Origin of the sequence: Actinokineospora inagensis DSM 44258, from assembly GCF_000482865.1 — a bacterium.
GTDB lineage: Bacteria > Actinomycetota > Actinomycetes > Mycobacteriales > Pseudonocardiaceae > Actinokineospora > Actinokineospora inagensis.
Genome location: NZ_AXWW01000005.1, coordinates 49,650 through 62,456 on the forward strand (window position 1 = coordinate 49,650; position 12,807 = coordinate 62,456).

Genomic DNA, 12,807 nt, shown 5'->3' on the forward strand with positions numbered 1-12,807 from the left:
AACGATGGCCACCAGTACAGAACCGTCCCCGGACGTGGAACCTCCCCTGGGCGCGGACAAAGCGGACACCGCGGGAACCGTCGGCGGCATCGACGACATCAAGGTCGTCGACGTGGGCGATGTCGTCCCGGACGGTCGTGACGACCAGGTCGACACGCGGCCCAACCCGCTGCCGGTGCGCACCATCGCGCTCGGCACCGCGGGCAGTCTGATGATCCTGCTCAGCGCGTTCGGCGCGGCGGGCACCCTCATCAGCGACCCGGTCCTCGGCAACAGCGCGCTGTCCTGGATCCGCTACGGCCACGGCCAGATGCTCGCCACCGCCACCCTCTACCTCGGTTTCGGCCTGGTCGTGTGGGCGTGGGTGCGGCTGGGCAGGCACGTGCTCGCCGGGCGGGTCGGCTCCCGACCGGTGCTGGTCGCCGCCGCCTGCTGGATGGCCCCGCTGGTGTTCTCCCCGCCGGTGTTCACCCGCGACGTGTTCTCCTACCTCGCGCAGGGCACCCTCCCGCTCTACGGGCAGGACCCGTACGCGGTCGGCCCGATCGTGCTCAACCTGCAACAGGTCGTGCAGAACGTGCACCCGTTCTGGCAGACCACCCCCGCCCCGTACGGCCCGATGTTCATCCTGCTGGCCAAGGGCGTCGCCTGGGTGACCGGCACGAACATGATCCTCGGCGTCATCCTCATGCGGCTGGTCCTGATGATCGGCCTCGGGCTGCTCGTGTGGGCGCTGCCCGGTCTGGTCCGCCACCTCGGCGGCCACCTGCCCACCACGCTGTGGCTGGCCGTCGCGGGCCCGATGACCGTGGTCCACCTGGTCGGCGGACCGCACAACGACCTGCTGATGGTCGGCTTCCTCGCCGCGGGCGTGCTGTGCGTGCTCGAACGCAAGCACGTCCTCGGCATCGCGCTGGTCACCCTCGCCGCCGCCGTCAAGGCCACCGCCGCGCTGGCGCTGCCGTTCCTGGTGTGGGTGTGGGCCGGGCACCTGAAGTCGACCTTCTGGAAGAACTTCACCCGCGCGGTCGCCGCCGCGGTCGCGACCACCGTCGTCACCTTCACCGCAGCCACCCTGCTCGCCGGGGTCAACCTGGGCTGGGTCAAGGCGCTGCAGGCCCCGACGATGATCGTCAACTGGCTGTCGCTGCCGACCGCCGTCGGCGAGTTCGCGCACACGGTCGCCGACCTGTTCTTCGACTCGAACAAGGCCTGGTTCGTCAACACCACCCGCGTCCTCGGCGGGATCCTGTTCTTCGTCATCGCCGCCCGCCAGTGGTGGCGCGCCCGCCACGGCGGCGCCGACGCCGTCCGCCGCGCCGCGTTCGTCCTCTTCGCCGTCGCCGTCCTCTCGCCCGCGACCCTCCCGTGGTACCTGACCTGGGGCTTCGTCATCGCCGCCGCCCTGCCGTGGCAGCGCACGCGGCTCGCGGTCGTGGTGGGCGCCGCGGTGTTCCTGGTGCTGACGTATTCGCCGGCGGGGGAGGACCTGCTCTACAACTGGCCCTTCATCGCCTGCGCGCTCGCCGTGTCGGTCCTGGCGGGTGTTTCCCTCCTCCGCCAAGACCCGCTGCGCCTGTTCGACGACCGCCACGAGTTGGTCCAGGTCAAGGTCCCGACGAAGGTCTGACCCTCGAAGACCCACCGCTGGCGCCAAGTCCCCCCGGGCTTGGCGCCAGCGGTTTTCTGTCCGGGGGCCGGGCGGGTTACCAGAACGCGCGGCCAGGCTCGTCGATGACCTCGAGCAGCGGTCCGGGCGCGCTCTGGGCCACGACGTCGTCGAGCGGGTGCCAGCGGGAGTTGCGGTCGGGTCGGTACAGCCGCCAGTGGGCACCGTCGTGCCGCAACTGCGCGATCGGCCGGTGGGTCCACTCGGATCCGAGATCTTCGCGCCAGGGCGCCCTGGCTTCCAGGATCGTGACGTTCGACCCGCGCACGGTGTGCTCGACGCGGACCTGGTGGCGTGCGTGCTCGGGAATGCGTCGCTCACACCAGCGGGCGATCTGACGCAGGTGGATCTCGGGGGCGGGCACGCCGTCGATCCTCACACACCGCCCACACCCACGGAGACGACACCCCGACTAGCCCACCGGCGCCGGTGGGTCTGTCCGGATTGCGAACGGCGCTATCCCAGTGGGCGTGAAATCGTGGTGATCAAGGCGGTGAATGTGGTGCAGAACGCGGTGCAATAGGGTCGCGGCGAGGGTGGGCGGGCGGTGAGGATGATCGTGTGTCTGGTGTCGCTGGCCCGCTGGCGCGTGCGCGGTCGTTGCTCCCCCTGGGGACGACGACCGCCACAGTGGGGGTGGCCTCGGCGCTGGGGGTGCCGTTCCTCTCGTTGTTCCTGACCGCCGAGGTGCACGCGGGCCCGTTCGCGCTAGGGGCGTTCCTGTTGGCAGGACCGATCGCCAGCGTGCTGGTCACGAGCCTGCTGGGCCGGTTGTCGGACGCGCGGGCGATCCGGACCAAGCTGATGATGGGCGCGGCCGCCGCGGGCGCGGTCGGCTACGGGTTGTACGTGGTGGTGCGCGAGTACTGGGTGCTGCTGGCCGTCGCGGTCACGTTGGTGGCCGCCAGCACGTCGTTGATGTCGCAGGTGTTCGCCTACGCCGGGCTGGAGCTGGAACGGTCCAAGACCGCGCGGGCGCCGCTGGTGATCAGCATGCTGCGGATGCTGGTGTCGATGTCGTGGGTCGCGGGCCCGCCGCTGGCCGCCCTGCTGGTCGCCGTCAGCGGGTTCACCGGGCTGTTCGGGGTGGTCGCGGGCTGTTACGTGCTGGTCACCCTCGTCGTCTCGCGCCTGCCCGAGCCGCGCGTCGAGCAGCACAAACCCGCCACCGGCCACACCCCGCCACGCAGGCGGGTCGTCCTCGCCGTCGCCGCGTTCGTGCTGATCCAGGGCGCCGGGTCGCTGGGGATCATGAACCTGCCGCTGTTCATCGCGGGCGACATGGGCGGCTCCGCCGCCGACGCGGGCCTGGTGCTGGGCCTGTGCGCGGCCCTGGAGATCCCGCTGATGGTGGCGTTCGGCGCGATGGCGGTCCGGTTCAGCCAGCACACCCTCGTCCTGGTCGGGATGACCGTCGCCATCGCCTACCACGGCGTCATGGCGATGACCACCACCATCGGGCAGGTCGCGGCCGCGCAGGTGCTCAACGCCGTGGTCATCGCCGCGGTCATGGGGGTCGGGATCTCCTACTTCCAGTCCCTCGACCCCGGCCGACCCGGCGCGGTCACCGCCCTGTTCGGCAACACCACCGTCGCCGGGACCATGATCGCCGGACCACTGGTCGGCATCGCCGCCAAGATCGGCTACCGGGACGCCTACCTGATGACCATCACCATGTCCGCCCTCGGCCTGCTCGCCCTCGCCGCGGCCGGGTCAGGCCAACGCCGCGCCCACCACGGTCAGCGTGCCGTCGTCGGCGTCCAGCACGGCGTCGACCCCGAGCGGGACGGTGAGCTGGCCAGGGCAGTGCCCGAACCCCAGCTCCCACACCATGGGCAGGCCGAGCCCGCCGAGTAGGTCCTCCACCACCGCCGACACCGCCGCCAGGTCACCGCACCGCTCCCACGACCCGAGCGCGATCCCGGACACCCCGGTGAACCAGCCCGCCCGCAACAACTGCGTCAGCATCCGGTCAACCCGGTACGGCGCCTCCGTCACGTCCTCCAACAGCACGATCGCGCCGTCCGGCGCCCGGTTGGCGTCGGTGCCCGCCACACCCAGCTCACCCACCACCAACGACAGGTTCCCGCCGACGGTGACCCCGCGCGCCACACCGTGCCCGGCCGTCGCCGTCCTCGGCCCCGTCAGCCGCGACACGCCCTCCGGTTCGAACAACGTCGCCCGCAGGTGCGCACGCGCCTCGGCGTCGAACAGGGTCCCGGCGATCATCGGCCCGAACAGCGTGACCACCCCGAGCCGGGCACCGATCGCGTCGTGCAGGCAGGTCGCGTCGCTGGACCCGACGAACACCTTCGGCGCCGCCGCCGCCAACTCGTGCCAGTCCAGCAGGTCCAGCACCCGCTGCGCCCCGTAACCGCCGCGCGCGCAGATCACCGCGGACACGGCCGGGTCGCACCAGGCGCGCTGGAAGTCCGCCGCCCGGTCGGCGTCGGTACCCGCCAGGTACGGCAGCGTCGGGTGCCGGTCCAGCACGTGCGCACCGACCCGCACCCGCAGCCCCCACGACTCCAGCTCCGCCACCCCGGCGGCCAGCAGCGCCGCGTCCACCGGGCCGGACGGGGCGACGACCGCCACCGTCGACCCGGGCCGCAGCCGCGGCGGCCGCACCCGGCTCACCGGGTCAGCTCCACCGGCGGCACGTCGGTCGCGAACCCGAACACCTGCCCGTAGAACGACAGCTCCGCCTCGTGCGCGGCGATGATCGTCTCCGCCTTGCGGAACCCGTGCTGCTCACCGGCGAAGGTCAGGTACGCGTGCGGCACCCCGGTCCCGTCCAACGCCGCCACGAACCGACCCGCCTGCGCGGGCGGGCACACCCGGTCCTCCAGGCCCTGCAACAACAACACCGGCCCGGCGATCCGGTCGACGTGGTTGATCGGGGACAGCTCCAGGTACCGGTCGCGGCTCTCCGGCAACGGCCCGACCAGGCCCTCCATGTAGCGGGACTCGAAGTCGTGGCTCTCCACCCCGCCGTCCGCCCACGGCGTCAGGTCCAGGATCGGGAAGCTGATCGTGGCGCACCGGAACGTGTCCACGCTGGTCATCGCCGCCGCCGCGGTCCAACCACCCGCGCTGCCACCCCGGATCGCGACCCGCGCCGCGTCCGCCAGACCCTCCTTGACCAACGCGGTCGCCACCGTCGCGCAGTCGCGCACGTCGGCCACACCCCACTGCCCGTTCAACAGCTCCCGGAACGCCCGCCCGTGCCCGGTCGACCCCGCGTAGTCCACCGTCACCACGGCGAAACCGCGGCTGGTGAAGTACGCGATGTCCAGGTCCAGCTCGGCCGTGCAGTTCGCCGTCGGCCCCGAGTGCGGGTAGACCAGCAGCGGCGGCAGCTCACCGGCCGGACCGGCGAAATCGGGGTTGGTCGGCGGGTAGAACAACGCGGGCACCCGGTACCCGTCGGGGCTGTCGAACACCCGCGCCTCGGGCTCCGGCAGGTACTCGGCGGCGGGCGGCCGCTCCACCTCGGCCAACCGGGTCAGCTCCCCGGTCGACAGGTCCAGGCTCACCGGCGCCCAGTTGTCCTTGGGGCCCGCCGCCGACGCGACCACGACCCCATCGGCCCCGGCGTCCAGGTGCACCCACACCGACAGGTCCGTGTCGACGTCGGTGACCGTGCCGGACCGCTCGTCCACGATCGCCAGCCGCTCCGTGCGCTGCACCGCGAACCGACCCTGGCCCAGCGGCACGAACCACCGGTACCCCAACTGCCACAGCGGCCCGCCCAGTTCGTGCTCGCCGGGCGCGAGGTTGACGACGGTGCCGTCCAGGCCGATCCGGTGCAGGTTCCACCAGCCCTGCGGGTCGGTCAGCACCAGCAGCGCGTCCGAGGACTCCCACTCGACCTGGCACACCGCCTCCCGCGGCCCACCCGCGACAACCCGGTGCGGACCCAACGTCCCGTCCGCCGAGATCGCGGCCACGCACAACTGCGTGCCGTCCCACGGCATGTTCGGGTGCTCCCACCCGATCCACGCCGCGTGCCTGCCATCCGGGCTGGGGCGCGGCGACGACATGAAGTGGTGACTGCGCCCCAACACCCGCGGCTCGCCACCGTCGAGCGGCAACGCCACCAGCTCACGGTGGTCCACGGCGTCCTCCCGCACGCACCACACCTCGGTGCCGTCCGGGCCCGCCACCAGGTCGCTGTAGCGCCAGCCCTGCGGCGTCGGCGGCTCGGGGGAGATGGGCACGGGATCGACGCCGTCGTGGTCGGTGACGTAAACCCGCTGGTCGTCCCAGTTGGTGAACACCACCCGCGCGCCCAGCACCAGGTACGGCGCGCCGCCGTACTCGTGCACCCGGTTGCGCACGTTCCACGGCGCCGCCAACACCTGCCGCGCTGCCGAGCCGTCTGGGCCGTTTGTGCTGTCGGGGCCGTCGTGCCGGAACAGCGCGACCCGCCCGTTCTCGTGCGGCAACCCGCGCAGCCACCAGGTCCGCGACCCGATCCGACGCAGCCAACCCGGCCGCCCGCCGCCGCGGGCCACATCGGCCGCGGCCAGGGGCGACACCCACGTACCGTATGGAGCGATCTTCACCACAGGCAGGACCCTACCGACCCGCTCCACCCGGCCCGATACGGTGGACCGGTGCGGGGGCGACGGCGTGTACGGCCTGCTCGACGCCGCGATGTCCCATAAGGTCGGAGGTGCCATGGCCCGTGTCATCCACGTCTTCCGTCAGCCCGACCGCTTCATAGCGGGCACAGTCGGGCAGCCCGGCGACCGCACGTTCTACCTGCAGGCCGTCGAGAGCGCCCGCACCGTCAGCGTGACCATCGAGAAACAGCAGGTCGCGGTGCTCGCCGAGCGCATCGGCTCGCTCCTGGAGGAGGTGCACCGCCGGTTCGGCGCCGAGGTCCCGGACGGGGTGCCCGACACGGAGGTCGACGCCGAGCCGCTGCAGGTGCCGGTCGAGGAGGAGTTCCGCGTCGGCACCATGGGGCTGGGGTGGGACGCCGAGACCCGCGCGGTGGTCATCGAGCTGCTCGCCGCCACCGAGGGCGAGGTGGACGAGTCGGTGGTGCTCGACGACACCGAGGACGGCCCCGACGCCGTCCGGGTGTTCCTCACCCCCACCGAGGCCCGCGCCTTCGCCGAGCGCGCCGACCGGGTGGTCAACGCGGGGCGCAGGCCGTGCCCGCTGTGCGGGGAGCCGCTCGACCCGGCCGGTCACGTCTGCCCCCGGCAGAACGGCTACCGCCGCGGCGACGACGACTGAAGGACGAGGCCCCAGTGCTGCCCACCGACCCGGGCGTCGGCGAGTTCCTGCTGCGCGGTTCGCTGGAGATCGAGGGCAGGCTCGTCGACGCGTCCAACGCCACCCTGTTCTGCGCCATCGAGGCCGACGGGGTGGCGGCCCAGTGCGTGTACAAGCCGGTGCGCGGTGAACGCCCGCTGTGGGACTTCCCGGACGGGACCCTCGCGGGCCGCGAGGTCGCCGCGTACCTGGTGTCCCGGGCCGCGGGCCTGACCCTCATCCCGCCGACCGTGCTGCGGGACGGCCCGTTTGGCCCCGGCATGGTCCAACTGTGGGTCGACACCAAGGAAGGCGACGACCTGGTCGACGTCGTCGCCCCCGACGAACTGCCCCGCGGCTGGCGCGCCGTCCTCCACGCCCACGACCGCTACGGCGACCCCGCGGTTCTGGCCCACTCCAACGCGACCCCCGTCGCCCTGCTGTCCGCGATCGACGTGGTCCTCAACAACGCCGACCGCAAAGGCGGCCACGTCCTGCACGGCACCGACGGCGGCGTTTATGGCGTCGACCACGGCATCTGCCTGCACCAAGAGCACAAACTCCGAACCGTGCTGTGGGGCTGGGCGGGGGAGGCGTTACCAGATGAGGCCGTCGACGCCCTGCACGCGCTGAACACCGCCCTGCGCGGCTCCCTGCCGGGGGAGTTGACCCCCCACATCACCCGCCGCGAGATCTCGGCGCTGTCCACCCGGGTCAAGGGCCTGCTGGCGGCCCCGGTGTTCCCCCGTCCGGACGAGGACGGCCGCCCAATCCCGTGGCCCGCCTTCTAGCCTGACCATCCCCTGAGTCCTGGCAAATATCAGCTTGTCTGTCAAATTCACTATCAGCTATTCACTATCGAGATATTTGATGGTTAGCCGAAGGCGGAGGCGGCGGGAAGAGCGGACGTACGAACAAAACAGCCACGAAGAGGACGGCTCGACTCGCTCAGACGGTGAGCATTGGGGGAGGAGTGCGTCCCCCGCGACACCGACGTTTTCAACGCCCCCGGTGGGGTGGCGCACCGGCCCGCACCTGAGGGCTCGGCGGCCCTGTTTCACTTCGTCGACGACGTTGACAAGGCGCAGGCGCTCGCGGGGACCGCGTGGTCGAGGTCGCCGCGGGCGGGGGTGACGCGGCGGCCACGCCCGACGCTGCTGCGGTGAGCGCGCAGAAGGAAGGACCGTGTGGTCACCCAGCCCATGGCCGGGTGACCACACTTCCCGAAAGCCCTCAGACTGTTCCCGCGCGGAGGGTCCACAACTGCTCCAAGCCGCCATGGCAGGTCCACTGGATGACCCAGGAGCCCGCGGTGCGCAGGCCGCCGCCGACCGAGACGCACTTGCCGCTGTGGTAGTTCTGGATCTCGTACTCCGTGAAGTCCGGAGTACCCGTGTGGATGTTGTACGGCACCACGGCGAAGAGTTGGTCGTCGGAGCCGTGGCAGGGGAACACCTGGACATTGGCCCCTTCGGCCACGGAACCGTCCTGGATGCTCAGGCACTGGCCGTTGATCGAATTGACGAGTTCGTAGTAGTTGGCGTTGACCTGCACGGGAGTCCAGAAGACGGTGGCGTCGCCCGTGGTACCCGGGGTCTGGCCGAAGCAGTCCCCGATCCACGCGGCGCCCCGCCGTGTCGGGGCGTAGCCCAGGCATTCGGAGTGCGCGAGCAGGGTGGGTGTGTTGATGAACCGGTAGATCTGGTTGGGGATGACACCTGCAAGCGAGGCCGTCCCCGGTGCCTTCGGCGCACTCGCGGCATTCGCCGGAGTCGCGGTCAGGGCCAAGGCCAGTGCCACAGCGCCGACCAAGACCGCGCCAAGGCGGGCGAGGCCACGCCTGCGTCCGGTGGTGACGAGCATTCCCACTCCTCCACTCTGTGCTGTTCCCCCGTGCCCCCAGCAGCGCTAGCCGGCCATCTCCGGGGCCCAGCGAGCAGGCTCCTGCGTGATGGCGGTGAGGTCACTGTGAATACGAGCGCGGGTTACGCGTAAACCCAACGAGCAGGTCGGCCGGTCCTCGCCGCGGGTACCGGCGCGCAGGGCGGCCGTGCGTCCCTCGGTCGTCGCGAGATTCCGCTCCACCAACGGGAAACGCCCACTCCCCTGGTAAATCGCCTATCAGCTATGCACTATCAAGATTACCGATAGCACTCAAGCACGGGCTCGCCGGAAACGCCTTCAACCAGACCCAACCCAGCCGAGACAAGGGGGGCCTGCCCGTTGGAGCGGGTGATCGGCGCGCCGTCGGCGGTGGGGCGGGGTGGGTCGCTAGCGTGGCGGGTGTGCGCTCTCATGACTACGGCGACATCCTCTCCGGCAAGCCGCGCAGGCAGATTCCCGAGGTGGTCGCTGAGACCGGCCTGGTGGTCGAGGACCCGGCGAGTGGGTTTTGTGGTGCTGTGGTGCGGTTCGAGTACGGGAATGTCGTAGTGGAGGACCGGCACGGTCGGCGTCGGTTGTTCCCGTTGGCCCCGGCGGGGTTTCTGGTGGACGGCCGCGCGGTCACGTTGGTCCGTCCACAGCAGCAGGGCGCGCCGAAGGTGACGCGGTCGGCGTCGGGGTCGACGCGGGTGGAGGGGGTTCGGGCGCGGACGGCGCGGGCGAGTCGGATCTGGGTGGAGGGTGTGCACGACGCGGAGCTGGTCGAGATCGTGTGGGGGCACGATCTGCGCGTCGAGGGTGTGGTGGTGGAGCCGTTGGAGGGGGTGGACAACCTCGCGGAGCGGGTCGCGGAGTTCGGGCCCGCGCCGCACCGGCGGTTGGGGGTGTTGGTGGACCACTTGGTGTCCGGGAGCAAGGAGTCGCGGATCGTCGAGTCGGTCGACAGCGCGCACGTGTTGGTGACCGGGCACCCGTATGTGGACATCTGGGAGGCGGTGAAGCCGTCGGTGCTGGGGATTGGCGGCTGGCCGCGGGTGCCGCGCGGCGTAGCGTGGAAGGACGGTGTGTGTGCCGCGCTCGGCTGGGGTGACCCGGTCGAGGGATGGCGGCGGGTGCGGGCGGCGGTGTCGGGGTTCCGGGACCTGGAGTCGCCGTTGGTGGGTGCGGTGGAGCGGTTGATCGATTTCGTGACGATCGACCCGGAGTGAGTCGGTGTGGCCTCCCGGGGCGCGCCGGTCTGCGAGGATGACCAGATGGCGGCGCTGCTCTGGCTGGTCGGTGGGGTGTTGCTGATCGCGGCCGAGGTGCTTTCCGGTGACTTCGTGCTGGTGATGCTGGGCGCGGCCGGGTTGGCCGCGGCGGGCGCCGAGGCGGTGTTCGGGCAGACCCTGTTGAGCGTGGCGGTGTTCGCGGTCGTGTCGGTGGCGTTGACCGCGGTGGCGCGTCCGGCGTTGAAGCGGCGGATGCTGGGCCCGGCGGTGGCCGACAACGTGGCGGCGCTGGTGGGGGTCCAGGCGGTCGTGACGACGCGGGTCGACGGGCACGGCGGCCGGGTGCGGTTGCGCGGGCAGGAGTGGTCGGCGCGGGCGTTGGACGCGACGCAGGTGTTGGAGCCGGGGACCGCGGTGACGGTCATGGAGATCTCCGGGGCGACCGCGGTGGTGTGGGCGGACCGGTGAGTGGGTTTGTCGTGGGTTGGAGGGTGTTGTGAGCGTGTCGGTGATCGTCACCATCGTGGTGGTGCTGTTCGTCCTGATCGTCATGGTCAAATCGATCAAGGTGATCCCGCAGGCGCAGTCGGCGGTGATCGAGCGGCTGGGGCGGTTCCGGACGGTGGCGGAGCCGGGGTTGAACTTCCTGGTGCCGTTCTTCGACCGGATCCGGGCGCGGATCGATCTGCGCGAGCAGGTGGTGTCGTTCCCGCCGCAGCCGGTGATCACCCAGGACAACCTGACCGTGTCGATAGACACCGTCGTCTACTTCCAGGTGACCGACTCGCGCGCGGCGGTCTACGAGATCGCGAACTACATCATCGCGGTGGAGCAGTTGACCACGACGACGCTGCGCAACGTGGTGGGTGGGATGAGCCTGGAGGAGACGTTGACCTCCCGCGACCACATCAACGGTCAACTGCGCGGGGTGTTGGACGAGGAGACCGGGCGGTGGGGGATCCGGGTGGCGCGGGTGGAGCTCAAGGCGATCGACCCGCCGCCGTCCATCCAGGACTCGATGGAGAAGCAGATGCGCGCCGACCGGGAGAAGCGCGCGATCATCCTGACCGCGGAGGGCCAGCGGGAGGCGGCGATCAAGACCGCGGAGGGCAGCAAGCAGTCGCAGATCCTCGCCGCGGAGGGCGCCAAGCAGGCCACCATCATGGCCGCGGAGGCGGAGCGGCAGTCGCGGATCCTGCGCGCCCAGGGTGAGCGGGCCGCCCGGTACCTGCAGGCGCAGGGCCAGGCGAAGGCGATCGAGAAGGTGTTCGCCGCGATCAAGGCGGGTCGCCCGACCCCGGAGGTGCTGGCGTACCAGTACCTGCAGACCCTGCCGGAGATGGCGCGCGGCGACGCGAACAAGGTGTGGATGATCCCCACCGACTTCGGCAAGGCCCTGGAGGGTTTCGCCCGCCAGTTCGGCCTCAAGTCCGACGACGGCGTGTTCCGCTACGAGCCGCCGCAGGAGTCGGTGACCTCGGCGCCGCAGTCCGACGAGGAGGAGGTCGCCGAGTGGTTCGACACCTCCACCGACCCGGAGGTCGAACGCGCGGTCCGCGCCGCGGAGGCGGTGGCCCGCAAGGAGGTCGACACGTCCCTGGCCGTACCGCCGGTCCTCCCGCGTCCCGCCGACGAGGTCTGACCCCGCGCCACGACGACCCGGTCCGGTGGGGCCGGGTCGTTTGTCGTTGCCGCCGTTGTCACCGGGTGGCGCGCCTGCGGACGAGTTCCTCGATGGCGGTGGGCAGGGTGGTCTCGAAGTCGATCAGCTTGGCCCAGGTGGGGGTGACCACGACGCGGACCATGCCGTCGTAGAGGGAGCGGACCTCGGCCTCCCACTCGACCCGTTGTTCCGGGCTCATCTGGTAGGTGCCGTTCATCCGCAGGTACTCCTCGGGGATGCCGTCGACCACGTCGAGTTCCACGCGCCCGCGGATGAGCAGGATCCGCGGCGGGTGGACCTCGGTGTCGATGGTGAGCGCCACGGCCGGGTTGCGGCGCAGGGACGGCAGCTTCGGGGCGTTCTTGGTGGTGCACATGACGATCTCGCTGCCATTCCAGGTAAACGCGATCGGCACATTCCGCGGCGTCCCGTCCTTGGCGACGTAGGCGAGCCGGGTGATGTCACGGGCGAGCAGTTCCCGGCTGATGGGGCGGTTGAGCACCTCGTGGACCTCGCGCTGCTGCATGATCGGCTCCTTCGCTGTCGGTGTGCTGACCCGAGGACGGAGCCGCCCGGGGGTTCTCGACATCCGGCGCGCACCGGATTCAGCGGGTCAACGTCGTCGCTGGCTGAACTGGGAGTGGGTGCACAAGGTCCGGTCCCGCGTCGCGTTGGGCCGCCCGGATTGCGGCACGCCTACGGGGTCATGCGACCCAGCCTGGCCTCCCTGCACCGACTACTACCAGTGGTGCCGGTCTTCGTGTGCAACACCCGCGAGGGCGCAGCGCTCATCTGTTCCTCGCCCCCATTCTGCGGGTCATGCGGAAGGTGGAGTACTCGACGGTCCAGGTGTCGCGGGTGTGGGTGGTGGTGGCGAGGGTGTCGATCGTGAGGCGCGCGGCGGTGGCTTGGGCGCGCAGGTGGTCGAGGTCGCCGGAGGTGCCGAAGAAGACCAGCAGCCGACCGCCGGGGCGAGGTCCATGTCGTCAGCCACTACCTCGGCCGCGGTGGTGGCGAGGATCGCGTTGACGCCGCTGCCGGTGCCCATGTCCAGTACCCGATCGTCTGCCCGGACCTCGTTGAGGAAGGCTTGGCTGAGCAGGCGGGAGGTC

General features: G+C 71.1%; 11 protein-coding genes and 1 pseudogene. 7 read left to right on the forward strand and 5 right to left on the reverse strand.

All coding sequences use genetic code 11. The features are described from left to right. The first annotated feature begins 34 nt into the window (after positions 1 to 34). A complete protein-coding gene (gene mptB / locus H504_RS0100265) occupies positions 35 to 1,630 on the forward strand; it encodes a polyprenol phosphomannose-dependent alpha 1,6 mannosyltransferase MptB (protein WP_425394022.1) in 1,596 nt (531 codons plus the stop codon). A gap of 76 nt (positions 1,631 to 1,706) precedes the next feature. Here mptB and H504_RS0100270 read toward each other — a convergent pair whose 3' ends face one another. After that, positions 1,707 to 2,033, reverse strand: a complete 327-nt coding sequence (locus H504_RS0100270; RefSeq protein WP_035302923.1) for a DUF3024 domain-containing protein — start codon at positions 2,031 to 2,033, stop codon at positions 1,707 to 1,709. Positions 2,034 to 2,299: 266 nt separating this feature from the next. Between H504_RS0100270 and H504_RS42740 the strand changes: the two are divergent. Then, a pseudogene (locus H504_RS42740) lies at positions 2,300 to 3,232 on the forward strand (MFS transporter); the annotation flags it as partial. Between the two features lie 150 nt (positions 3,233 to 3,382). Here H504_RS42740 and H504_RS39265 read toward each other — a convergent pair. Together H504_RS39265 and H504_RS0100285 are read right to left on the reverse strand one after the other, a co-directional pair. Continuing rightward, the gene (locus H504_RS39265) at positions 3,383 to 4,306 is read right to left on the reverse strand and encodes a S66 peptidase family protein (protein WP_084467255.1); all 924 of its coding nucleotides are present in this window, start codon (positions 4,304 to 4,306) and stop codon (positions 3,383 to 3,385) included. Next, complete coding sequence (locus H504_RS0100285) at positions 4,303 to 6,240, reverse strand: dipeptidyl-peptidase 5 (protein ID WP_026421123.1); 1,938 nt, start codon at positions 6,238 to 6,240, stop codon at positions 4,303 to 4,305. Before H504_RS0100285 ends, H504_RS39265 begins: the two co-directional genes overlap by 4 nt. Positions 6,241 to 6,352: 112 nt before the next feature. Here H504_RS0100285 and H504_RS0100290 point away from each other — a divergent pair, with 112 nt between their 5' ends. After that, on the forward strand, positions 6,353 to 6,919 hold the full coding sequence (locus tag H504_RS0100290) for a DUF3090 domain-containing protein (RefSeq protein ID WP_026421124.1): 567 nt from the start codon (positions 6,353 to 6,355) through the stop codon (positions 6,917 to 6,919). Positions 6,920 to 6,933: 14 nt separating this feature from the next. Further along, a complete protein-coding gene (locus tag H504_RS0100295) occupies positions 6,934 to 7,728 on the forward strand; it encodes an SCO1664 family protein (RefSeq protein WP_026421125.1) in 795 nt (264 codons plus the stop codon). A gap of 442 nt (positions 7,729 to 8,170) precedes the next feature. Here the strand turns inward: H504_RS0100295 and H504_RS0100305 are convergent, their stop codons facing one another. Next, entirely contained in the window at positions 8,171 to 8,800 is a 630-nt protein-coding gene (locus tag H504_RS0100305) for an RICIN domain-containing protein (RefSeq protein ID WP_026421127.1), read from the reverse strand. A gap of 422 nt (positions 8,801 to 9,222) precedes the next feature. On the opposite strand from H504_RS0100305, the gene H504_RS0100310 reads away from it, so the two are divergent. The 3 genes from H504_RS0100310 to H504_RS32560 are packed head-to-tail and all read left to right on the forward strand — an operon-like array spanning position 9,223 to position 11,674. Further along, complete coding sequence (locus H504_RS0100310) at positions 9,223 to 10,029, forward strand: DUF3097 domain-containing protein (protein WP_026421128.1); 807 nt, start codon at positions 9,223 to 9,225, stop codon at positions 10,027 to 10,029. 45 nt (positions 10,030 to 10,074) lie between these two features. Continuing rightward, entirely contained in the window at positions 10,075 to 10,500 is a 426-nt protein-coding gene (locus tag H504_RS0100315; protein WP_026421129.1) for an NfeD family protein, read from the forward strand. A gap of 28 nt (positions 10,501 to 10,528) precedes the next feature. Then, positions 10,529 to 11,674 (forward strand): SPFH domain-containing protein, encoded by a 1,146-nt coding sequence (locus H504_RS32560; RefSeq protein WP_051385341.1) that lies wholly within the window; start codon positions 10,529 to 10,531, stop codon positions 11,672 to 11,674. A gap of 58 nt (positions 11,675 to 11,732) precedes the next feature. Here H504_RS32560 and H504_RS0100325 read toward each other — a convergent pair whose 3' ends face one another. Further along, a complete protein-coding gene (locus tag H504_RS0100325; RefSeq protein ID WP_026421130.1) occupies positions 11,733 to 12,221 on the reverse strand; it encodes a pyridoxamine 5'-phosphate oxidase family protein in 489 nt (162 codons plus the stop codon). Positions 12,222 to 12,807 lie beyond the last annotated feature (586 nt).

Coding starts and splice junctions, on each gene's coding strand:
- H504_RS0100290 (WP_026421124.1), top strand. CDS start 6,353: ATGGCCCGTGTCATCCACGTCTTCCGTCAGCCCGACCGCTTCATAGCG.
- H504_RS0100315 (WP_026421129.1), top strand. CDS start 10,075: ATGGCGGCGCTGCTCTGGCTGGTCGGTGGGGTGTTGCTGATCGCGGCC.
- H504_RS0100305 (WP_026421127.1), bottom strand. CDS start 8,800: ATGCTCGTCACCACCGGACGCAGGCGTGGCCTCGCCCGCCTTGGCGCG.
- H504_RS0100325 (WP_026421130.1), bottom strand. CDS start 12,221: ATGCAGCAGCGCGAGGTCCACGAGGTGCTCAACCGCCCCATCAGCCGG.